The organism is Gordonia sp. DT219 (genome assembly GCF_049847065.1).
In the GTDB taxonomy this organism is placed as follows: Bacteria; Actinomycetota; Actinomycetes; order Mycobacteriales; family Mycobacteriaceae; genus Gordonia.
Genome location: NZ_JBNCNR010000002.1, coordinates 151,640 through 174,415, shown reverse-complemented (window position 1 = coordinate 174,415; position 22,776 = coordinate 151,640). Strand labels below are relative to the sequence as shown.

Annotated in this window: 21 protein-coding genes and 1 tRNA gene; 6 read left to right on the top strand and 16 right to left on the bottom strand. The window is 67.0% G+C overall.

Annotated features, from left to right (window positions below; genetic code table 11):
- Positions 1–20: 20 nt before the first annotated feature.
- From ACPXB3_RS04190 to ACPXB3_RS04175, 4 genes are all read left to right on the top strand, one after another.
- Positions 21–458 carry a nucleoside deaminase gene (locus tag ACPXB3_RS04190; RefSeq protein WP_425706157.1) on the top strand — a complete coding sequence of 146 codons (438 nt, stop codon included), beginning with the start codon at positions 21–23 and terminating at the stop codon, positions 456–458.
- A 120-nt stretch (positions 459–578) separates the two neighbouring features.
- Positions 579–845, top strand: a complete 267-nt coding sequence (locus tag ACPXB3_RS04185) for a hypothetical protein (protein ID WP_425726594.1) — start codon at positions 579–581, stop codon at positions 843–845.
- Positions 846–1,016: 171 nt separating this feature from the next.
- Positions 1,017–1,226, top strand: a complete 210-nt coding sequence (locus tag ACPXB3_RS04180) for a CsbD family protein (protein WP_425706107.1) — start codon at positions 1,017–1,019, stop codon at positions 1,224–1,226.
- Between the two features lie 65 nt (positions 1,227–1,291).
- Positions 1,292–1,382 (top strand) — tRNA-Ser (locus ACPXB3_RS04175).
- 100 nt (positions 1,383–1,482) lie between these two features.
- On the opposite strand, the gene ACPXB3_RS04170 is transcribed toward ACPXB3_RS04175, so the two are convergent.
- Positions 1,483–2,583: a Fic family protein gene (locus tag ACPXB3_RS04170; RefSeq protein ID WP_425726592.1), complete on the bottom strand. Its 1,101-nt coding sequence runs from the start codon at positions 2,581–2,583 to the stop codon at positions 1,483–1,485.
- A 269-nt stretch (positions 2,584–2,852) separates the two neighbouring features.
- Here ACPXB3_RS04170 and ACPXB3_RS04165 point away from each other — a divergent pair, with 269 nt between their 5' ends.
- Entirely contained in the window at positions 2,853–3,680 is an 828-nt protein-coding gene (locus ACPXB3_RS04165) for a DUF4234 domain-containing protein (RefSeq protein WP_425726590.1), read from the top strand.
- A 1-nt stretch (position 3,681) separates the two neighbouring features.
- Here ACPXB3_RS04165 and nuoN read toward each other — a convergent pair whose 3' ends face one another.
- From nuoN to ACPXB3_RS04090, 15 genes are all read right to left on the bottom strand, one after another.
- A complete protein-coding gene (nuoN, locus tag ACPXB3_RS04160; RefSeq protein WP_425726588.1) occupies positions 3,682–5,406 on the bottom strand; it encodes an NADH-quinone oxidoreductase subunit NuoN in 1,725 nt (574 codons plus the stop codon).
- 11 nt (positions 5,407–5,417) lie between these two features.
- Positions 5,418–7,028, bottom strand: coding sequence for an NADH-quinone oxidoreductase subunit M (locus tag ACPXB3_RS04155; protein WP_425726587.1), 1,611 nt, complete (start codon positions 7,026–7,028; stop codon positions 5,418–5,420).
- Positions 7,029–7,033: 5 nt separating this feature from the next.
- Positions 7,034–8,956, bottom strand: coding sequence for an NADH-quinone oxidoreductase subunit L (gene nuoL, locus ACPXB3_RS04150; protein WP_425726585.1), 1,923 nt, complete (start codon positions 8,954–8,956; stop codon positions 7,034–7,036).
- Between the two features lie 10 nt (positions 8,957–8,966).
- Positions 8,967–9,266, bottom strand: coding sequence for an NADH-quinone oxidoreductase subunit NuoK (gene nuoK / locus ACPXB3_RS04145; protein ID WP_425706101.1), 300 nt, complete (start codon positions 9,264–9,266; stop codon positions 8,967–8,969).
- On the bottom strand, positions 9,263–10,042 hold the full coding sequence (locus tag ACPXB3_RS04140; protein WP_425726902.1) for an NADH-quinone oxidoreductase subunit J: 780 nt from the start codon (positions 10,040–10,042) through the stop codon (positions 9,263–9,265). Before ACPXB3_RS04140 ends, nuoK begins: the two co-directional genes overlap by 4 nt.
- Positions 10,043–10,086: 44 nt before the next feature.
- The gene (gene nuoI / locus ACPXB3_RS04135) at positions 10,087–10,680 is read right to left on the bottom strand and encodes an NADH-quinone oxidoreductase subunit NuoI (protein ID WP_425706100.1); all 594 of its coding nucleotides are present in this window, start codon (positions 10,678–10,680) and stop codon (positions 10,087–10,089) included.
- A complete protein-coding gene (nuoH, locus tag ACPXB3_RS04130) occupies positions 10,673–11,968 on the bottom strand; it encodes an NADH-quinone oxidoreductase subunit NuoH (protein WP_425726583.1) in 1,296 nt (431 codons plus the stop codon). The genes nuoI and nuoH overlap by 8 nt, the downstream gene beginning before the upstream one ends.
- The gene (locus tag ACPXB3_RS04125) at positions 11,965–14,367 is read right to left on the bottom strand and encodes an NADH-quinone oxidoreductase subunit G (RefSeq protein WP_425726581.1); all 2,403 of its coding nucleotides are present in this window, start codon (positions 14,365–14,367) and stop codon (positions 11,965–11,967) included. The genes nuoH and ACPXB3_RS04125 overlap by 4 nt, the downstream gene beginning before the upstream one ends.
- Positions 14,364–16,484, bottom strand: coding sequence for an NADH-quinone oxidoreductase subunit NuoF (nuoF, locus tag ACPXB3_RS04120; protein ID WP_425726579.1), 2,121 nt, complete (start codon positions 16,482–16,484; stop codon positions 14,364–14,366). The genes ACPXB3_RS04125 and nuoF overlap by 4 nt, the downstream gene beginning before the upstream one ends.
- Complete coding sequence (nuoD, locus tag ACPXB3_RS04115; protein ID WP_425726577.1) at positions 16,481–17,803, bottom strand: NADH dehydrogenase (quinone) subunit D; 1,323 nt, start codon at positions 17,801–17,803, stop codon at positions 16,481–16,483. Before nuoD ends, nuoF begins: the two co-directional genes overlap by 4 nt.
- Complete coding sequence (locus ACPXB3_RS04110) at positions 17,800–18,531, bottom strand: NADH-quinone oxidoreductase subunit C (protein ID WP_425706095.1); 732 nt, start codon at positions 18,529–18,531, stop codon at positions 17,800–17,802. Before ACPXB3_RS04110 ends, nuoD begins: the two co-directional genes overlap by 4 nt.
- Positions 18,528–19,082 (bottom strand): NuoB/complex I 20 kDa subunit family protein, encoded by a 555-nt coding sequence (locus ACPXB3_RS04105; protein ID WP_425706094.1) that lies wholly within the window; start codon positions 19,080–19,082, stop codon positions 18,528–18,530. The genes ACPXB3_RS04110 and ACPXB3_RS04105 overlap by 4 nt, the downstream gene beginning before the upstream one ends.
- Positions 19,083–19,217: 135 nt before the next feature.
- Entirely contained in the window at positions 19,218–19,601 is a 384-nt protein-coding gene (locus ACPXB3_RS04100; protein WP_425706093.1) for an NADH-quinone oxidoreductase subunit A, read from the bottom strand.
- A 188-nt stretch (positions 19,602–19,789) separates the two neighbouring features.
- A complete protein-coding gene (locus tag ACPXB3_RS04095) occupies positions 19,790–20,224 on the bottom strand; it encodes a hypothetical protein (protein WP_425726575.1) in 435 nt (144 codons plus the stop codon).
- 51 nt (positions 20,225–20,275) lie between these two features.
- On the bottom strand, positions 20,276–21,352 hold the full coding sequence (locus ACPXB3_RS04090; protein WP_425706091.1) for a D-alanine--D-alanine ligase family protein: 1,077 nt from the start codon (positions 21,350–21,352) through the stop codon (positions 20,276–20,278).
- 92 nt (positions 21,353–21,444) lie between these two features.
- Between ACPXB3_RS04090 and ACPXB3_RS04085 the strand changes: the two genes are divergently transcribed.
- Positions 21,445–22,761 (top strand): UDP-N-acetylmuramoyl-tripeptide--D-alanyl-D-alanine ligase, encoded by a 1,317-nt coding sequence (locus ACPXB3_RS04085; RefSeq protein ID WP_425726573.1) that lies wholly within the window; start codon positions 21,445–21,447, stop codon positions 22,759–22,761.
- Positions 22,762–22,776 lie beyond the last annotated feature (15 nt).

The window sequence follows — 22,776 nt, the reverse complement described above, 5'->3', positions numbered from 1 at the left end:
TCCAGGCGTGGGAGTCGATGATGCGCGCCGCACTCGATGCCGCCAGGCTCTCCGGTGATGACGACGTGCCGATCGGGGCCGTCGTCTTCGATCCGGCCGGCATCGAGCTCGCGCGCGCCGCGAACCGGCGTGAAGCCGATGCCGATCCCACCGCACATGCGGAGATCCTCGCGCTGCGGGCCGCGGCAGCAGCCTTCGGGGACGGTTGGCGGCTGGGCGGCTGCACCATCGCGGTCACCGTCGAACCGTGCACCATGTGTGCGGGCGCGATCGGCCTGGCCCGGGCGGAGACGTTGCTCTTCGGGGCGTGGGAGCCGAAAACCGGTGCGGTCGGCTCACTTTGGGATGTCGTTCGAGATCCGCGGCTGACTCATCGGCCGCAGGTGCGTGGCGGGGTCCTCGAGGCGCAATGCCGCGAGCTGATGGTCGACTTCTTCACCGTGCGGCGCGACGGCTGATACCGCGCCCCCTTTGTGCGCATGCGCGTTCGATACCTCTCGTCCGGTGCTGGTATGTGGCAGATTGAGCACAAGGGATTCGGACGGATCCGACTATCACCCCGACATCAGGAGGACGTCATGTCCGACGCAAGTGACAAGGTCAACGAGGTCATCGGTACGGCGAAGGGCAAGATCAGCGAATTCGCCGAGAACCCGAAGGTCAACGAGGCACTCGGTACCGCGAAGGGCAAGATCGGCGAGATCGCCGAGAACCCCAAGGTCAACGAGGCCATCGGTACGGCAAAGGAGAAGCTGACCGAACTCGCCGACAATGAGAAGGTCCAGGGCGCACTCGGTACCGCCAAGGGAAAATTCGACGAGCTGAAGGGCAAGTGGAAGCACTGACAAGGCCCTGAACGATCGGTACGGTGGACGACGGGGGCAACCCCACGCGGAGGTCGGCGTCGCCCCGTGGCGCCGAACCCGCACCATCCGGCGGGTCGAGACGAGGCCTGTCGCATCATCCGATCGCCTTGAATGTGCGCGCGGTGCGTGCACCCGGCAGAGGAGGCCCACATGGCACTGTCCGATGACGCCAAGAACAAGACCGAGGACCTCAAGGGTCGTGGTAAGGAAGCCGCAGGCAGCCTGACCAACGACGACGACCTCAAGAACGAAGGCAAGGGCGACCAGTCCCAGGCCGAGGGCAAGCAGAAGATCTCCGATGCGGCCGACGCCGTCAAGGGCAAGGTCGACGACATCAAGAACAAGCTCAGCGGCAACTGACCCCGCCCGTAGCCCCTGACCAGCCGATTTAAGGCTGGTCGGGGCGCTGCGGTACAGTCTTCGGCGGTGGCGTGTCCGAGCGGCCGAAGGTGCAGCACTCGAAATGCTGTGTGCGGTAACCCCGTACCGAGGGTTCAAATCCCTCCGCCACCGCCAGAAACACCCTTCCATCTATGCAGGTGGGAGGGTGTTTCCGTTTTCACCGAGGCCTTTTCACCTGCTTCTTGTCGCGTTCCGCGGACGTCGCGAGTCTTTTCTATGTCTGCGGAGGCTCCGCGCGAGCCAAGAGCTCTAGGAACCGGCGGTTGATGAAAAGGCGTTCACGCCCGATCTTGACGTCTTGGAGGAGACCGGCGTCGACCAGCGCGCTGAGCCAACTGGTGGCGGTCGGTCGGGACACGTCGCATCGCTCGACTACGGTGTTGATCCGACAGTAGGGCTGCTCGAACAGGAGTGCCTGGAACTCGGAGTGCGCTGCACCCCTGGACACTGCGCGGGAGCGTTGCCCGAAGCTGTCTTGTAGCTCATGGATGGCGTCGATCTTGTGCAGTGTCGTGAGTGAGGTGCTCTCGATGCCCGCCAAGATATACAGCAGCCACTCTTCCCAAGCCTGCTCGGACGTCACCGCAAGAAGAAGTCGGTAGTACTCGTTCTTCGTGTCGATGAGGTAGCGCGACAGATACAGGACGGGCATCCGCAGTAGTCCCGCCTCGACCAGCATCAACACGTTCAGGATTCTTCCGGTCCGGCCGTTGCCGTCTGAGTACGGATGGATCGCTTCGAACTGGTAGTGGGCTGCGGCCATGCGCACGAGGGGATTCAGGCTGTCGACGTCGTTGTGGACGAATCGCTCCCACTCGGTGAGCTTGTCCGCGATCAGGTCACGGCCTTCCGGGGGACTGTAGATGACTTCGCCGGTCCCGGGGTTCGCGATCCTCGTTCCCGGAATGGCGCGGAACCTCATCTCGCGAGCCTTGATTGTGCTGCACACCGCGGACGCGGTTGAGGCAGTGAGACCACGATCTTGAGTCAGAGCGAACCCCGCTCGCAGCGCGGTGCGGTAGCGCAGAGTTTCCCGCGTGGCCGGGTCGGCGGCCGCGGCATCGTCGTCAATATGGCGAAACAGCTCATCGGTCGTGGTCACGATGTTCTCGATCTCAGAACTGGCCTGTGCCTCCAGGACTGGTATCGAATTGATCAGGACCGTGGGGTTGCGCATCGAAACTGCGGCCTGGTTCAGTTTGGCGAGAGCGGTGCTTGCGCCGATCGCAGCCTTGAGGACAGCCCTGGTCTCGAGCACGTCCGCGGCAGGCGGTGGCGGCAATGAGTTGTATGGCTTGTCGGGTTCCCAGGTCATGTCGCCGAGGCTACTGACAGTCTCGCGTTTCGTGTGAAATTTTTCTCGGATTTTTTACACGTCCTGAGTATGTGCGAAGAAACTTGACGGGTGTCCACCCGTCGATTGGGGTTGAGCCGCCCAGCGACAGCGCAACCTCGAGAGACAGAGCTGACGGCGTTTCCGCCACACCTCTCTCTTCCTGTGCAGCGATCGGCGGATGTTGCCTGGGTCCGTCGAATGGGTGAATGCGCTGGACCGCCGACAGCACATGGCCGAACATTGGCCACATGACCACACCGCAGAACCCCGACGGCGACCAGGGCCGGCCGCTGCCCTCGCAGGCTCCCACGACGCACCATCCGACGCAGCCGCCGCCCGCGCCGGGCGGCGCCTCCGGACCTGATGGCGGCCCGGGACAGTTCCAGCCGGCACCGCCGACCCCGTCGTCCGCCCCGACACGGGTGCACACCCGGCCGACGATCCCGACCGGCGCGGCACCGACACCGCCGGCGGCGCGAGGGCCGCAGGGTCATCCGCCGGCTCCGGGAGAACGTGCGGCTGCGGCGGTGCCGCCCGTCGCCCACATCCCACCGGGTCCGCCCGCCGCCCAGCCGGCACCCCAACAGTTCACACCGCCCCCGCTCGGATCGGGACCCGTTCCCGGACAGTCGTTTCCGTCCGATCAAGCGCCCGTGCCGGGTGGCCGGCGACCTGTCGCCGACGGCCAGCAGATGAAGAAGCGCAATCCGCTGGCCGTGTGGCTGGGACTGCCGCTGATCACCCTCGGGATCTACTCGCTGGTGTGGTACTACAAGATCCACAAGGAACTCGCCGCGTTCGACCGGCGCAAGGAGATCTCGGCCGTCGGCCCGCTGCTCGTCATCCTGTTGCTCAGCTGGACGGTCATCGCGCCGATCATCAGCTTCCACAACACCGGCAAGCGCATTCGCGAGGCGCAACGCAGCGCCGGCCTCCCGGAAACCTGTAACCCGACGCTGTGCTGGCTACTCGGATTCGTGTTCGGCTTGCACACCTTCTACATGCAGGGCGAACTGAACAAGATCGTCGACGCCTACGGTGTCGAACACGGGACGACCGTGCCGCTGTTCGTCTGACTCAGAGAAACGAGCCTGCGGCCCCGACGAGGTCGAGCAGAGGCTGCGGGAAGAATCCGAGCACAAGGGTGACCAGCGCGCACAAGGCGATCGGGATGGTCGTCAACGCGCTGGGCCGCACCACATGTGGCGCGTCGACGGGGACGTCGGCGAAGAACATCGCGACGATGATGCGGATGTAGAAGTAGGCGGCGATGGCGCTGCTGAGCACGCCGATGACCACCAGGACGGTCCCGCCGCTGCCCGCAACCGCCGCGAACACCGCGAATTTTGCGATGAACCCGCTCGTCAGCGGGATTCCGGCGAATGCCAGCAAGAACATCGAGAACATCGCTCCGACAAGCGGATAGCGGCGACCCAATCCCGCCCACTGATCCAGTCCGGTCGCCTCGCGGCCCGACAGGTGCGGACCCGACACCCCGCCGCGTGACCCGGCGAATGCGGCCGGCTCGCGCACCACGGCCACCGTTGCGAAGGCACCGAACGTCGAGAACGCATATGCGGCAAGGTAGAACAAGGCCGCACTCACCCCGGCCGCATCGAAGGCGATCAGTCCGAGCAGAATGAACCCCGTGTGGGTGATCGACGAATAGGCAAGCAGCCGTTTGACATCGGTCTGCGTCACGGCCATCACCGCACCGACGAGCATCGTCGCGATCGCCACCGCCCACAGCACCGGCTTCCACTCGTCGGCGAGCGCTCCGAAGCTCACGGAGAACACGCGCAGCAGCGCACCGAATGCGGCGATCTTGGTGGCGGCCGCCATGAAGGCGGTGACCGGCGTGGGTGCCCCCTGATACACATCGGGCACCCACGAATGGAACGGCACCGCACCGATCTTGAACAGTAGGCCGACCGCCAGCAACCCCAGTCCCATCAACGGCAGTACGACGTCGCCGGTGGAGCCGGCCGCCGCCCGGTCGACGGCCGAGCCGATCGCGCGCAGATCCAGCGACCCGGTGCCGCCGTAGACGAACGCCGCGCCGAACAAGAAGAACGCCGACGAGAACGCGCCGAGCAGAAAGTATTTGAGCGACGCCTCCTGCGAGAGCAACCGGCGGCGCCGCGCGAGCGCGCACAGCAGATACAGCGGCAGCGAGAACACCTCGAGCGCGATGAACATGGTGAGCAGGTCACCGCAGGCGACGAACAGCATCATGCCGCCGATCGCGAGCAAGGTCAGCGGGAAGACCTCGGTGCTCACCGCACCCGCCCGGGTCGCGACGAACTCGTCATCGGAATTCGGGGTGCTCGCGCCCGAGGGCGTGAACATGTCGGCGGGCGCGCCCGCGAGGGTGGCCTGTGCGGCCGCACCGGGACCGTCGCTGATCCGCCGCCCCCCGACCGGTCCGGCGGTCCGGTGCGGCGCCCGGCGGGTCGACGGTGCGACGACGCGCTCGAGACCACGTTCGGCCATGAACGCCACGGCGAGAATCGAAATGACCAACAAGAGCCCTTGCAGGAACAGTGCCGGCCGATCGAGGACCACCGACCCCGAGACGGCTGTGCGGCCCCGGCCGCCGTTGTCGGTGATGTTGACGGCGAGCATGATGACCGCCGCCAGCGCGGCCGCCAATCCCGTGAGCGACAGCACCAATTGGACGCGCCACCGTCCGGCACGCGGCGCGCACGCCTCCACCACCACCCCGACCACGCCGGCACCGAAGACGATCAACATCGGTGCAAGAAGCGAGTATTCGACGTCGGGTTGGCTGATGGCAGACATCGCAGTGGTGATCACCTGGGGCCTCCGGGATTCGGGATCGACACCGTGGGCGCCGGATTGTCTCGGCCCACCGACGACATCGTGTGCGCGATCGTGGGAGTGATCAGATTCAGCAGGGGCTGCGGGAAGAACCCGAACACCAGTAGCAGGGCCAGCAGTGGGGCGACGACGAGACGTTCCCGTCGATGAAGATCGGGCATGGTCTTGCGGGCGGCGCCCGGACCTTCGACAGGTTTGGGGGGACCGCCCATCATGCGCTGGTAGAGCCACAGGACGTAGATCGCCGAGAGCACCAGTGCACTCGAGGCGGCGATCGCCGCGGCCGGGTATCGGGTGAAAGTACCGATGAGAACCAGGAATTCACTGATGAACGGTGCGAGGCCGGGTAGCGACAGGGTCGCGAGACCGGCCACCAGGAAGGTGCCGGCGAGGACGGGCGCGACCTTGGCGACGCCGCCGTAGTCCGCGATGAGACGGCTACCCCGCCGCGACACGAGGAAGCCGGCGATCAGGAACAACGCAGCCGTGGAGATGCCGTGATTGACCATGTACAGCGTGGCGCCGCTCTGCGACTGGGTGGTCATCGCGAACACGCCGAGGATGATGAAACCGAAGTGCGAGATCGACGTGTATGCGATGAGGCGCATCATGTCGGTCTGCGCGATGGCCAGGATCGCACCGTAGACGATGCCGACCACCGACAGCGCGATGATCAGCGGTGCAAAGGTTTTCGACGCGTCGGGAAACAGCTGCAGACAGAACCGCAGCATCGCGAACGTCCCGACCTTGTCGACGACGGCCATCATGAGCACCGCCGACGCGGGAGTGGCCGCCACCGCCGAATCCGGCAACCACGAGTGGAACGGCCACAGTGGCGCCTTGATGGCGAAGGCGATCATGAAGCCGCCGAACAGCAATGCTTCGACACCGGTGCCCGCGGCGAGGTGTCCGCCGGCGACGGCGTCGGTGATTGCCGGCAGGCTGAAGGTTCCGCGGCCGTCGGCGCCCAGGTCCGAGCGCGCGGTCACCACGTAGAGTCCGATGACCGCTGCCAGCATGAGCAGGCCGCCGAACAGGTTGTACAGCAGGAACTTCACGGCCGCGGCTGCCTGATGGCCACCGCTGCCGAATCCGCCGATCAGAAAGTACATCGGGATCAGCATCGCCTCGAAGACGATGTAGAACAGCAGCACATCGGTGGCGACGAAGCTCATCAGGACCATCGCCTCGAGCGCCAGCATCAATGCGACGTAGGTGTGCGGACCCTTTTGGCGGCGTCCCGCCGAATGATCCAGGGAACCTGCATGATCGGCGTCACGCCACCCGGCGAGGACGAGTATCGGCAGGAGTACCGCGGTCAACAGGATCAAAATCAGACCTACGCCGTCGAGGCCGAGTTCGTAACGGGCGCCGAACGACGGAATCCACGCGACGTCCGACACGAACTGGTAGCGCGCGCCGTCGGGGTCGAATCCGACCGCCAGCCCGATGGCGACCGCCAGCGCGGCCAGCGTGCCGAGCAGCGCGGCCCACTTGGCGATCGCGGGCCTCGAGGCCGGCACCGCCACCACACCGACGGCCACCACCGCCGGGATCAGCCAGAGGATCGTCAACCAGCCCATCGCCTCTACCATCCCCTCATGAGCAGGACCGCGGCGATCACCACGGCGGCGCCGGCCAGCATCGACAACGCATACGAGCGGACGTAACCGTTCTGCCACAGACGGATCCGCTCACTCGATGCGGTCACCAGAGCGCCCACCCCGACACCGGCACCGTCGATGCCCTCCGATTCGAGGACGTCGAGCCCGCGGGCGAGCGTCCGGCCGGGGCGCATGAGGAGTCGCTCGTTGACGGTGTCGCCGTAGAGGTCACGGCGCGCGGCCGTGGTCAACGTGCCGACCTTGCCCGGCGCCGTGATCGGAATGGGCGCGCGCGCATAGCCGGCCCAGGCGATCGCCACGCCGACGGCCACAACCACCAGGATGATCACCGTCAACACCCAGGTGGGGAAGGGCAATCGGGTGTGCTGCTCGCCGACCACGGGCTCGAGCCACGTCACCAGGACGTCGCCGGCGACCAGCAGCGCTCCCGAGACGGCCGAGCCGATCGCGATGAGGATCATCGGTCCCAGCATGATCTTCGGGGCCTCGTGCGGGTGCACGTCGGAATCCCATCTGCGCTCACCGAAAAACGTCATCAGCATGATGCGGGTCATGTAGAACGCGGTGATCCCCGCTCCCAGCAGGGCCGCGCCGCCGAGGAGAACGCCGCGGACACCGCCGGAGCCGAAGGCGGCCTCGATGATCGGGTCCTTGGAGAAGAAGCCGGAGAACGGTGGCACACCGATGAGCGCCAGATAGCCGATCCCGAAGGTGGCGAACGTGATCGGCAGGACGGTGCGCAGCCCACCGAAGCGCCGCATGTCGGTCCCGTCGTTCATCGCATGCATCACCGAACCGGCCCCGAGGAACAGGCCGGCCTTGAAGAAGCCATGGGTGAGCAGATGCAGGATGGCGAAGGCGTAGCCGGCCGGGCCGAGTCCCGCCGCGAGCACCATGTACCCGATCTGGCTCATCGTCGACGCCGCGAGCGCCTTCTTGATGTCGTCCTTGGCGCAGCCGATGATGGCGCCGAACAACAGCGTGACCGCCCCGACGACGGCCACGGCCAGACGCGCATCGGGGGCCAGATCGAAGATCGCATGGGATCGGGTGATGAGGTAGACCCCCGCGGTGACCATGGTCGCGGCGTGGATCAGCGCGGACACCGGTGTCGGACCCTCCATGGCGTCGCCGAGCCACGACTGCAGCGGCACCTGGGCCGATTTGCCGCATGCGGCGAGCAACAGCAGGAAACCCAAGGCGGTCACCGTGGTTCGGCCGGCGTCCCCCGCGCCGGCGAACACCGTTGCGAACGACACCGATCCGAAGGATGCGAACATGACCATCAGCGCGATCGCCAGGCCGACGTCACCGACACGATTGACCACGAAGGCCTTCTTGGCGGCGGTGGCGGCCGCGGGCCGTTGCTGCCAGAATCCGATCAACAGGTAAGACGCGAGACCGACTCCCTCCCAACCGAGATAGAGTCCGAGATAGTTGTCGGCGAGAACCAGCACCAGCATGGCGGCGAGAAACAGGTTGAGGTAGGCGAAGAATCGGCGCCGGTCGGGATCGTCGGCCATGTACCCGATGGAATAGATGAGGATCAGGGTGCCGACACCGGTGATCAACAGCACAAAGCACATCGACAGCTGGTCGAGGTAGATCCCCATGTCGACCGACAGCCCGCCGCTGCCACCGGATGTGGCCGGTCCCACCTGTAGCCAGGTGAACAGCACGTGATGGACGGGGCGGTCGGCAGTGGTCCGCCCGGCCATCCCGACGGCGAGAACTACTGCCACACAGAACGATCCCGCGGCCAGTACGCACGCGAGGATGTGTCCCGCGCGGTCGGCGCGTCGTCCCGCCAGTAGTAGGATCGCCGCGCCGAGCAGCGGCAGCACCGGCACCAGCCAGAGGATGTCCGCCGAGGTCTGCGTACTCACGCCATCCTCCTCATCTGCGCAGCAGGGCCGCGTCGTCGACCGACGCGCTCCGTCGGGATCGGAAGATCATCATGATGATCGCCAGCCCGATGACGACCTCGGCTGCCGCGACCACCATCGTGAAGAAGGCGATGACCTGTCCGTCGACGCTGTGCTGCATCCGGGCGAAGGTCACGAAACTCAGATTGGCGGCGTTGAGCATCAGTTCGATGCACATGAACACGACAATCGCACTGCGGCGCAGCAATACTCCGGCGGCTCCGATGGCGAACAGGATCGCCGCGAGATACAGGTAGTTCTCGGGGTTCATCGCTGCGAGACCTCCGTTCCGTCGTCGCCGGTCTGTGGGTGACGTGCCCGCAGCATGGCGTTGACCGACAATTCGGCCGGGCTCCCGTCGGGCAAGAGCGCCGGAATGTCGACGGCGTTGTGGCGCGCGAACACACCAGGGCTCGGCAGCGGCGAGACGTCGATGCCCGTGTGGAAGCGCTCGATCGAGCGTTCACGCTGGGTGCGGCGCGGGCCGAAGCGCTCTCGGTGGGCGAGGACCATGGCGCCCAGGGTTGCGGTGATCAACAGTGCCCCGGTCAGTTCGAACGCCCACAGGTAGCGAACGAAGATCAATTGGGCGATCGCCTGCACCGCCCCGTTGCTGTTGCCGGGCGGGGCCGCCGTGGTGGGGGCGGGGGAGGTGGTGACCGCAACCGTTGCGGCGCCGATGCCCCCGCACAGCAACGCGCCGAAACCGAGACCCACGCACACCGCGGCGATACGTTGCCCGCGAATGGTTTCCACCAGCGAGTCGGCGGAGTCGACGCCGATCAGCATCAGCACGAACAGGAAGAGCATCATCACCGCGCCGGTGTAGACGACGACCTGTACGACCCCGAGGAACAACGCTCCCTGTGCGACGTAGAACACCGCGAGCACGATCATGGTGGTGGCCAGGAACATTGCCGAGTAGACGGCCTTGGTGGCGACGACGACGCCGAGGGCACCGGCCACCGCGACGACCGCCAGAATCCAGAACTGCACGGCCTCACCGGTGGAGGTGCGTCCGGCGTCGGCCAGCGCGGTGCTGGACAGACCGGTGCCGGCCTGTGCCGCCTGCCACGCGAGGACCGTGCCGGTCACGGCCGAAGCCCCTTGTCACGGGCAACCGTGCCATCGGGATCCGTGCCGTCGGGGGCAACCGTACCGTCGGCACCGACCCGGCCGAGGTAGTAGTCGACCTCACGCGGCGCGGTGTCGTCGGTCACCTGGGCGGTGATGTCATGCGGAGTCGGATCGGTCCCGGGCGGCAGTGGTGCGAGGAGCTGCTGCTTCTCGTAGATCAGGTCGGCCCGGTTGTCGTCGGTCATCTCGTAGTCGTTGGTCATCGTGAGGGCGCGGGTGGGGCACGCCTCGATACACAGGCCACAGCCGATGCACCGCAGGTAGTTGATCTGGTACACGCGACCGTAGCGTTCGCCCGGTGAATACCGCTGTTCATCGGTGTTGTCGGCGCCTTCGACGAAGATCGCGTCGGCCGGGCACGCCCACGCACACAGTTCACAGCCCACGCACTTCTCCAGCCCGTCGGGGTGCCGATTGAGTTGGTGGCGACCGTGATAGCGCGGCGCGGTGGGCGTCTTCTCCTCCGGGTATTGCTCGGTCACGGTCGGGGCGAACATCGACGAGAATGTCACACCCATTCCGGCGAGCGGCTTGAAGAAATCAGGCATCGGTCGTCTCCTTCGGGTTGCGTACCGCAGCGGTGGCGCCGGGGAGCGGCGGAACCGGGAAACCACCGGCCATCGGGTCGAAAGCCGAGTCCGACACCGACTTCGGAGATATCGCAGGTGGCTGCGGGATGGGCGGGCGGACGACGCGGCGGATCAGCCAGAACAGCAGCAGCGTCACCACCAGACCGACCGCCGCCGTCACGATCGGGCGTATCAGGTCGCCGTTTCCGGTTCCGACGGCGGCACGGATCAGCGCCACCACCATCACCCAGGCGAGCGACACCGGGATGAGCACCTTCCATCCCAGGTTCATGAACTGGTCGTAGCGCAGGCGCGGCAGGCTGGTGCGCAGCCAGATGAACACGAACATGAACACCCAGACCTTGATGGTGAACCAGAGGATCGGCCACCAGCCGGAATTCGCCCCGGCCCACAGACTCAGCGGCCACGGCGCCTGCCAGCCGCCGAGGAACAAGGTGGTGGCCAGCGCCGACACGGTCACCATGTTGATGTATTCGGCGAGCATGAACATCGCGAACTTCAGCGACGAGTACTCGGTGTGGAATCCGCCGACCAGCTCGCCCTCGGCCTCGGGCAGATCGAACGGCGCACGGTTCGTCTCCCCCACCATCGACACCGCGTAGATGACGAACGACGGCAACATGATCAGCCCGTACCAGTAGTTGTGCTGGCCGGCAACGATTCCCGAGGTCGACATGGTGCCGGCCTCGAGGAACACCGCGGCGAAGGTCAGGCCCATGGCGATCTCGTAGGAGATGACCTGCGCGGTCGACCGCAGGCCGCCGAGCAGCGGGTAGGTCGAGCCCGACGACCAGCCGGCCAGAACGATCCCGTAGACACCGATCGAGGCCATCGCCAGGATGAACAGCACGGCCACCGGGAGATCGGTCAACTGCAATGGGGTGTGATGACCGAACACCGACACCGTCGGGCCGAACGGAATCACCGCGAACGCCATGATCGCCGGCACCACCGCGATGATCGGGGCGAGCAGGTAGAGCACCTTGTCGACACCGAACGGTGTGATGCCTTCTTTCAGGGCGAGTTTGACGCCGTCGGCGAGGCTCTGCAGCATCCCGTGTGGGCCCACCCGGTTCGGCCCGAGGCGGGTTTGCATGCGGGCCATGATCTTCCGTTCGGCCAGGATCGCGACTAGCGGGTTGACGATGAGGAAGGCGAAGACCGCAACGGCCTTGATGACCACCAGCCACCACGGGTCGTGGCCGAAGTCGGCGAGGTCCGGATAGCCGGCAGCCGGCGCGCTCACGATTCACCTCCGGCCGGCCGGACGGCGACGACGTCGCCGGAGTGTGCGCCCAGTTGCGAATTCACCGCGGAGCCGGGCGAATTCGTCGGTACCCACACGGTGTCGTCGACCATGTCGGTGATGTGCAGCGGCAGCGTGAGGTGCCCGCGGCCGGTGGCGACCTCGATGTCCTCACCGTGACGGGCGCCGACACGGGCCGCGGTTGTCGGCGACATCCGCGCCGGCGCCGGATGTGCGGTGCCGGCGAGGAACGGTTCACCGTCCTGGAGGCGGCCGCCGTCGAGGAGCAGATGCCACGTCGAGAGGATCGCCTGCCCGGGGCCGGGTGGCGAGACAGGTTGCGGTGCCGGGACTTCGGTGTGCGGGCGTGGCCCGATCCACGGACCGAGGCGATCCCATTGGGCGCGGATAGCATCGATCTCACCGCATTCCAGGTCGACGCCGACGCTGCGGGCCAGCGCGTCGAGCACCCGATGGTCGGGCAGGCGACCGGTGTCGCGCAGCGCGGTGGGGAACGGTCGTGCCCGTCCCTCCCAGTCGACGAACATCCCGGACTTCTCCGGTGCTGCCGCGACCGGCAGCACCACGTCGGCGCGGTCGGTGACCGCCGAGCTGCGGATCTCCAGACTCACCACGAATCCGGCCGCCTCGACGGCATCGAGTGCCTTCTCTGGGTCCGGCAGGTCGGCGGGGTCGACGCCGCCGATCACGAGCGCGTCGAGGGCACCATGTCGTGCCGCGGTGAGGATTCCGGTGGTGTCGCGGCCTGCGGTCGATGGGAGATCGTCGACTCCCCACAGGGCGGCGACCTGTGCGCGAGCGGCCGCATCGGCCACCGGACGCCCGCCCGGCAGGAGGATGGGTAGGGCGCCGGCCTCGAGTGCGCCGCGATCGCCGGCCCGTCGCGGAATCCACGCGAGCCGGGCGCCGGTGCGCCGCCCGAGGCGCACCGCTGCCGACAACGCCCCGGGGGACTGTGCGAGACGCTCCCCGACCAGCAGCACCGATCCGGGCTCGGACAGCAGCGCGGCGGTGGCGTCGGTGTCGAGGACCGCGGTCTCGGCACCCGGTGCCGTGGGAATCAGGGTGCCGTCGAGCTTTTCGACGCCCGGGCTGCGCCACGGTGCGATGGCGTGGACCTGTTGGCCGGTGGTGCGCACCGCGCGACGCAGCCGCAGGAAGACGATGGGGGATTCCTCTTCCGGTTCGAACCCGGCGAGCACCACGGACGGTGCCGCGGCGAGCATGCGGTAGGTGAGGTCGTCGGGCCGAGCCGCGACGACCTCGGCCAAGAAGCCGGTCTCCTCGGCGGTGTGCGGCCGCGCCCGGAAGTCGATGTCGTTGGTAGCCAGTACGGTTCGGGCGAAGCGGGCGTAGGTGTATGCGTCCTCGGCGGTGATCCGGCCGCCGGTGAGGACCCCGGCCCGGCCGCGAGCGGCGCGGAGGCCCTCGGCGGCGGTGCGCACCGCCTCCACCCAGGATGCCTCGCGCAGGTTGCCGTGCCGGTCGCGGACGAGGGGGGTGGCGAGCCGGTCGGGCTGAGCGGCGTAGGCGAACGCCCAGCGCCCTTTGTCGCAGTTCCACTCGTCGTTGACCTGCGGATCGTCGGCGGCCAGGCGCCGCAACACCTTTCCGCGCCGGTGATCGGTGCGCTGCGCGCATCCACTGGCGCAGTGTTCGCACGTGCTCGGGGTGGACACGAGGTCGAAGGGCCGGGCCCGGAAGCGGTAGGCGGTGCCGGTGAGCGCGCCGACCGGGCAGATCTGCACGGTGTTGCCGGAGAAGTACGAGTCGAACGGTGCGTCGGTGGCCGTGCCGACCTGTTGCAGCGCACCACGTTCGGCGAGTTCGATGAGCGGATCGCCGGCGATCTGGTCGGCGAATCGGGTACACCGGGCGCAGAGTACGCAGCGTTCACGATCGAGGAGGACGGCCGACGAGAGTGGGATCGGCTTGGTGAACCTACGTTTGGGGCCGGTGAACCGGGAGACGGCGCGGCCGGCGGTCATCGCCTGGTTCTGCAGTGGACACTCACCGCCCTTGTCGCAGATCGGGCAGTCGAGCGGATGGTTGATGAGCAGCAATTCCATCACGCCGCGTTGGGCTTTGGCAGCCACTTCGGAGCCGAACTGGGTGCGGACCTCCATCCCTTCGGTGACCACGGTGGTGCACGAGGCGAGCGGTTTGCGCTGGCCCTCGACCTCCACCAGACACTGACGGCACGCACCCACGGGGGCCAGCAACGGGTGATCGCAGAACCGCGGGATCGAGATGCCGGCGCGCTCGGCGGCGCGGATGACCAAAGTACCCGGAGGGACGTGGATCTCGATGCCGTCGATGGTGGCGGTGACGAGTGCGGCCGTGCCGGAAGCCGGCCGATCGCCGGATATTGCGGTCATCGGGTCACCCCCGGAACGTACGGGGTGCGCACATCGGCGAAGACCGTCGACGCGGATCGGTCGAACGGGCAGCCGCCTGCTGGGTGGCCATCCGGACCGCGGGCGTGTGCGACGAACTCGTCGCGAAAGTACTCGAGCCCGGACACGATGGGGCTGCCCGCGCCATCACCCAGTGCGCAGAACGACTTTCCCACAACACCATTGGTGACATCGGCCAGCACATCGAGGGCGCCGGTGATCTCGTCGGCGCCGAGCTCGCCGGATTCGATGGCACGCAATTGGTGCACCAGCCAATAGGTGCCCTCGCGGCAGGGCGTGCACTTGCCGCAGGATTCGTGGGCGTAGAACGCGGTCCACCGCAACACCGCCCGCACCACGCAGGTGGTCTCGTCGAAGATCTGTAAGGCCTTGGTGCCCAACATCGATCCGGCCGCAGCCACCCCCTCGTAGTCGAGCGGTACGTCGAGGTGATCGGCGGTCAGCATCGGCGTCGAGGAACCGCCGGGCGTCCAGAACTTCAGTCGGTGCCCGTCACGGACCCCACCGGCACGTTCGAGCAACTGCCGCAGCGTGATTCCGAGTGGCGCCTCGTACTGGCCGGGATGGTTCACATGACCCGACAGGGAGTAGAGCGTGAAACCGGGGGACTTCTCGGTGCCCATCGATCGGAACCAGTCGACCCCGTTGCGCAGGATGGATGGGACGCTCGCGATGGATTCCACGTTGTTGACCACTGTCGGGCTCGCGTACAACCCGGCCACCGCCGGAAACGGGGGACGCAGACGAGGTTGGCCGCGACGCCCTTCCAGCGAGTCGAGCAGCGCGGTCTCCTCACCGCAGATGTAGGCGCCGGCACCGGCGTGGACGACCAGATCCAGGTCGAAACCCGAACCCAGGATGTTGCGTCCCAGATATCCGGCGGCGTAGGCGTCGTCGACCGCTCGGCGCAGTCGGCGCAGCACGCCCACCACCTCGCCACGCAGATAGATGAACGCGTGGCGGGCCCGGATGGCGTATGCGGCGATGATCGCGCCCTCCACCAACGTGTGCGGGGAGGCGAGTATCAGCGGCATGTCCTTGCAGGTGCCGGGCTCCGACTCGTCGGCATTGACCACCAGATAGTGCGATGGCGCGGCCGGGTCGGGATGGTCGGGATCTTGCTGCGGGATGAACGACCACTTGAGGCCGACCGGGAAACCCGCCCCGCCGCGGCCGCGTAGGCCAGACGCCTTGACGGCCTCGATCACGGCGTCGGGCGCCATGTCCAGCGCACTCCGCAGTCCGCGGTAACCGTTGTGGCGCAGGTAGTTCTCGAGTGTCCAGGACTCCGGCTCGGACCAGTGGCGCGAGAGCACGGGCGTCTGTGCGGGTTCGTGTTCGGCCGGCCCGTCGGCCGCGGGCTGCGCGTCGGTCGTCCGGCGTGCCCGGCCGGGCGAGCAATCGGCGACCACGCCGGCGAGGGTGCGGGCGGTGTCGCGGAAGCCGGCGACCGCGCGGTCGCCGCGACCGGGGACGACCGCGACCCCGGCGCGCAGATCCTCGACGAGTTCGACTGCCGACTCCGGGGTCTGCTGATCGAAGAACTCCCAGTTGACCATCACCACCGGCGCGAGATCACAGGCCGCATTGCATTCGATGTGTTCGACGGTGATGCGCTGATCGGCGGTCGTCTCGCCGGGTGCGATGCCGAGATGCGCACAGAGGCGCTCTAGGATGCGGTCGCCACCGAGCACACCGCACAGGGTGTTGGTGCACACGCCGATGAAGTATTCGCCGGTCGGGGTGCGTCGGAACATCGAATAGAACGTGGCCACTGCGGCCACCTGCGCGGTGCTCAATCCGAGAATGTCTGCGCACAAGGCGATTCCGGCCTGGGTGAGATGCCCGTCTTCGGACTGCATCAGGTGCAGCAGCGGCAACAGGGCCGATCGTGGCTGTGGGTAGCGGGCCACGATCGGTATCGACTCGGCACGCAGGCGTTCGGCGGTCTCCGGCCGATACTCGGCCGGACCGTCGAATTCGATCGGCCCGTGCGGACGCGACGCACAGGCCGAGACCGGTCCGGCCGGTGGCGGCGCACCAGCAGTGCCCAGCTCGAGGTATACCGGTTCACTCATCGGTCGACGCCCCCCATCACCGGGTCGATGCTGGCCACCGCGGTGATCACATCGGCGACCATGCCGCCCTCGCACATCGCGGTCACCGCCTGCAGATTCGTGAACGACGGATCGCGGAAATGTACTCGGTAAGGCTGGGTTCCGCCGTCGGAGACCATGTGGACGCCGAGTTCGCCGCGCGGCGATTCGACAGCCACGTAGCATTGGCCCGGTGGCACCCGCATCCCTTCGGTGACGAGTTTGAAGTGGCGGATCAGCGATTCCATCGACGAACCCATGATCTCGGCGATGTGCTCCGGTGAGTTGCCGAGGCCGTCGGAACCGACGGTGAGGTCGGCCGGCCAGGCGATGTGGGCATCGGTCACCATGACCGGGCCGGGGCGCAGACGGGCCAGGCACTGCTCGACGATCCGTACCGATTCGGTCATCTCTCGCACACGAATGACATACCGGCCGTAGGCGTCACACGAGTCCTCGGTGATGACGTCGAACTCGTAGTCCTGATAGCCGCAATACGGCTCGGTCTTGCGGATGTCGTGCGGCAGACCTGTCGCGCGCAGGATCGGCCCGGTGATGCCGAGTGCCATACAGCCCGTCAGATCGAGATATCCGACGTCACAGGTGCGGGCCTTCCAGATGTAGTTGTCGGTCAACAGATCCGAGAGTGCAGCGAGCTTCGGCGGTAGGCTCGCCACCGTCTTGGCGATCGTCTCGGCCGCGCCGTCCGGAAGGTCGGCGGCCACCCCGCCGGGCCGGATGAATGCATGATTCATCCGCAGCCCCGTGATGAGTTCGAACAGGTCGAGGATCTGTTCACGAATCCCGAAGCCGGAGAACATCGCCGTCACCGCACCGAGTTCCATCCCGCCGGTGGCCAGCGCCACCAGATGTGAGGCGATGCGGTTCAATTCCATCAACATCACCCGGATCACCGATGCACGTTCGGGGATCGCGTCGGTGATACCCAGCAGCTTCTCCACCGCGAGGCAATAGGCGGCTTCGTTGAAGAACGGTGACAGATAGTCCATCCGAGTGACAAAGGTGACGCCCTGAATCCAGTTGCGAAACTCCAGGTTCTTCTCGATCCCGGTGTGCAGGTAGCCGATTCCGCAGCGTGCCTCGGTGACGGTCTCGCCCTCGATCTCCAGGATCAGCCGCAACACGCCGTGCGTGGACGGATGCTGCGGGCCCATGTTGACCACGATCCGCTCCTCGCCGGTGTTCGCGGCGGCGCGCGCAGACACCGCGGAGACGATCTCGTCCCAGTCCTGACCGGAGATCGTGTACGTGTGCTCGGATCGATGGTCGAGTTCGGTCATGAGTACCGCCTCCGGCGCTCGGGCGGTGCCACACGAGTCCCCTTGTACTCCACCGGAACACCACCCAGCGGATAGTCCTTGCGCTGCGGATGGCCGACCCAGTCGTCGGGCATCGTGATGCGGGTGAGTGCGCGGTGGCCGTCGAAGACGATGCCGAAGAAGTCGTAGGTCTCGCGTTCGTGCCAGTCGTTGGTGGGATAGATCTCGCACAGGCTGGGGATGTGCGGATCGCGGTCGGGCACCGCGACCTCCAGCCGCAGCCGCCGATTGTGGGTGATCGACGTCAGCGGATATACCGCATGCAGTTCGCGTCCGGCATCATCGGGGTAGTGAACTCCGTTGACACCCAAGCACAATTCGAAGCGCAGCAGCGCATGATTGCGAAGCGTCCGGGCTACCGCGGGCAGGTGACGCGCCACCACGTAGAGCGTCAGCTCGCCGGCGTGGATCTCGACCTTCTCGACGGCCTCTGCGAAGGTCGGTCCGGCGTCGGCAGCCAGTGCCGCAGCCAATTCATCGACGATGAGGTCGAAGTATCCGCCGTACGGACGCCGGGCAGCCTGCCGCGTGACGGTTTGCACGAGTCCGCCGTATCCGGAGGTGTCGCCACTGCCGTGCACGCCGAACAGGCCGTGGCGCACGCCGATCACCTCGTCGGTGCCCCGATCGCCGGTGGTCATCGCGTCGTCATGGGGTTCGGGGTCAAGGGGTCCCGGGCTGTCGGTCATCGCAGCAGCCCCTTCAACTCGAAGGTCGGAGTCGCTTGCAGGGCAGCCTGTTCGGCAGCCCAGATCGCCTCCTCGCGGTTCACTCCCAGCGGCATCTCGCCGATCTTCTGGTGCAACGCGAGAATGGCGTTGAGCAGCATCTCGGGCCGCGGTGGGCAACCGGGCAGGTAGATGTCGACGGGCACCACATGATCGACGCCCTGCACGACGGCGTAGTTGTTGAACATGCCGCCGGAGCTGGCGCAAACTCCCATTGCCAGAACCCATTTGGGCTCGGGCATCTGGTCATAGATCTGACGCAGGACCGGCGCCATCTTCTGGCTGACCCGTCCGGCGACGATCATCAGGTCGGCCTGTCGAGGCGACGCACGGAAGGCCTCCATCCCGAAGCGGGCCAGGTCGTAGCGACCGGCCGTGCTCGCCATCATCTCGATCGCACAGCAGGCCAGCCCGAACGTCGCCGGCCACAACGAACCCTTGCGCATGAACCCGGCGAGGTCTTCCACCGTGCTCAGCAGAAATCCGCTGGGCAGCTTCTCTTCGAGGCCCATGGTCACCTCCTCGCGCCGGACGGGTCATCGGCACCGTGGTGCCGTATTTGCTATCCGGCTGTTCCCTTGGGATCGGCCTGTGTGTGGTCGATTTCTGTCTCGCGCATTCCGCGCATTCGCATGCTGGGCGCCACGTCAGCCCCAGCCCAGTCCGCCGCGGCGCCATTCGTAGGCGTAGGCCACCGACACGTTCACGATGAACAGCGCCATCGCGGCCAGCCCGAACCAGCCGAGCGCGTCGAAGGTGACCGCCCATGGGTACAGGAACACGATCTCGATGTCGAAGATGATGAACAGCATGGCGGTCAGGTAGTACTTGACCGGAATTCTTTGCACCACAGTTTCTCTGACGCCGGTGCGAGAGATGCCTCCGCCGATCGGCTCGATCCCGCATTCGTAGGCGTCCAGTTTGGCGCGGTTGGCCCGGCGCGGGCCGACCGCCGAGGCGATGAACACCGAGAACACCGCGAAGCCGAGCGCGATCACGCCGAGAACGAGGATCGGAATGTATGCGTTCATCGCCGGTTCGGTCCCTCCGTGCGCTTGCCCGGTCGGTGGCTCACCTGCCGCAGCGTCTGGTGTGAGATACACCACAACCTTACGAGCGGATGGCGCTGTGTCGAGGGATTTGGGTGCAGGGATTTGGCCGAGTTCTCGCACGGCCGTGCCGACTCATGGTGCGCGGTGCCGCACGATGCGTGCGGTTCTCAGTCGGGTTGTTGCGGCGATCTGCCACGCAGCATGTCGCCGAGCGCGGCGGGTAACTCGATCGGATCGACCGGCAGCGCGGCGGTGGCGTCGGCACGTGACCAGTCGGCGAGCCAGCGGTCGTCGGAGCGGGCGATCAGCACCAGCGTGGGCGGTCGCGGATCGTATTCGTCACTCATCTGCTTGGCGATGCCCAGGCCGCCCTCCGGGGCCGCCTCTCCGTCGAGGATCGCGACGTCGACGTTGCCGGCGTCGAGTTGGGTGAAGACCATCGGGCCGGTCGCGACCTCGAGGAAGCTCAACTCGGGTAGTCCCGGGTCGAGACGGGTACCGAGCGCCCCGATGACCTGCCTGCGGGTGTCGGCGTCATCGGAATAGACCAACACCCGCAACACCGAAGGTGGTTGTGGCGAAACGTTATCGAGGCCGGTCACGTCGTCGATGCTACGTCAACGTGGCTGGTCTTCCCGCCGTCCGCGGGCGTGTCAGTGCTCGGTCGAGAAGCCGGCGCGCCGGCGATGCGATTCGAGCGCCAGGGAGACCAGCCGGTCGATGAGGTCGGGATAGGGCAGTCCGGTGGCGTCCCACAGCTTCGGATACATCGAACCGGGCGTGAAACCGGGAATGGTGTTGACCTCGTTGAGGAGCCAGCCGCGGCCGAGTTCCTCGTAGAAGAAGTCGATGCGCGCCATGCCGACACACCGCATCGCGGTGAAGACGCGGGCGGCCAGTTCGCGGACCTCGGCGACGGCATCCGCGGACAGCGGCGCGGGGATCACCAATTTCGCGGCGCCGGTGATGTATTTGTCCTCGTAGTCATAGAATTCGCTGCCCGGCATGATCTCGCCGGGCACCGATGTCTCGGGCAGCGCGTTGCCGAGAACGGCGATTTCCACCTCGCGGCCGTCGACCATCTCCTCGATGACCACCACATCGTCGTAGCGCAACGCCAGATTGATCGCGGCGTCGAGTTCGGCCGCGTCGTGGGCCTTGGTGATACCGACCGACGAGCCCATGTTGGCCGGTTTGACGAACACCGGCAGCCCGAGTTCTTCGATGGCGCGGAATGCGACGGTCTGCGGGTCGTCGACCCCATCGCGGAATTCCAGCCACCGGCACTGCGGGATTCCGGCCTGCGCGGCCACCACCTTGGCCATGCCCTTGTCCATGCAGACCGACGAGCCGAGCACGCCGGATCCGACGTAGGGCAGGCCGAACAGTTCCAGCATGCCCTGGATGGTGCCGTCTTCACCATGCGGGCCGTGCAGCAGCGGCAGGACGACGGTGACGGCATTCGCGGTGTGGTGGCGCAATTCGGCGAGCGGATCGACGGTCGTACCGGCGATGTCGAGTTCGCCGGGCAGCGCCGTCTTGTCGGCCAGTGCGGCGATGACCTTGTCGTTGCGGACCCACGTCCCGTTCTTGCCGATGCCGATCGGCACGACCTCGTACTTGGCCGGGTCGGCGGCGGCGATCACATGGGCGGCGGTGACCCGGGAGACGTCGTGCTCGGCGGATGCGCCGCCGTAGAGCACGACGAGACGCAGCAGGGGAGAGGACATGGGTGTCACGATACGGCGCGCGTGCCCGAACGCTCATCCGAGTTCGCCGACGCCGGTGCGGACGTCCCGGACATCGCGGCTAGCGTTATGGCGTGCACATCCAGGCAAGTGAGATCGCCGACGCGGTCGGCGGGCAGTTGATCGGCACCGACGTGACCGTCGACGGGGCGACCATCGATTCCCGTGCGGTCACCGCCGGGCAGTTGTTCGTGCCGATCGTCGCCGCCCGCAACGGTCACGACTTCATCCCGGCCGCGGTCACCGAGGGTGCCACGGCCTACCTGACGTCGGAGGAACCGCGTCCGGCGGTCGCGGCCACCGCCATCACCTGCGACGACACCGCCGCGGCGCTCGCGGACGTCGGACGGCTGGTCCGTCGCCGGCTGCCCGAGCGGGTCGTCGGAGTGACCGGGTCGGTCGGCAAGACCTCGACCAAGGATCTCCTCGCCGGTGTACTGGCGACGACCTTCGTCACCACGGCCAGCCAGAAGTCGTTCAACAACGAACTCGGCCTGCCGCTGACCCTGGCCGATGCGAGCGACGACACCGAGGCCGTCGTCCTCGAGATGGGCGCGCGCGGCATCGGCCACATCGCGCACCTGTGTTCCATCGCGCACCCGACCGTGGGCATCATCACCCGGGTCGAGGGCGTCCATCTGGAGATGTTCGGTGACATCGAGGCCGTCGGCCGCGCGAAAGGCGAACTCGTCGAGTCGTTGCCGGCCGACGGGATCGCCGTCCTCAATGCCGACCACAAACACGTCATCGCCATGGCCGACCGCACGTCGGCGCAGGTCCTGAGCTTCGGGCTGACGCCGTCGGCGGACGTGTCGGCCACCGACATCCGGGTCGACGCCGCGCTGCGTGCATCGTTCCGGCTGCACACGCCGTGGGGATCGACCGACATCACGCTGGGCGCGCGTGGGGAGCACCAGGTGTCCAACGCGCTCGCCGCGGCCGCCGCCGCCGGTGGGCTGGGCGTGCCCGTCGAGGCGATGGCCGAGGGATTCCTCGGTGCCGCGCTGTCGGGTCTGCGGATGGAACTGATCACCACCGACTCCGGTATCACCATCCTCAACGACGCCTACAACGCCAACCCGACGTCGATGTCGGCGGCGTTGCGGTCGCTGGTCGCCCTCGACGCCCGTCGGCGTGTCGCGGTGCTGGGCACGATGGCCGAACTGGGTGATCAAGCCGCCGCTGCACATGAGGCGATCGCGCTCGAGGCGCAGGCGCTGGGCGTCGAGGTGATCGCCGTGGACGAGCCTGACTACGGGTTGACGGCGCGCCACGTCGCCGGCATCGAGGGCGCTGCCGACGCCCTCGCCGATATCGGCGAGCGCGACGTCGTGCTCGTCAAGGGCAGCCGGGTCGCGGCGCTCGAACGGGTCGCCGACGCGTTGCGCTGACCGCCCGGCCGGGCG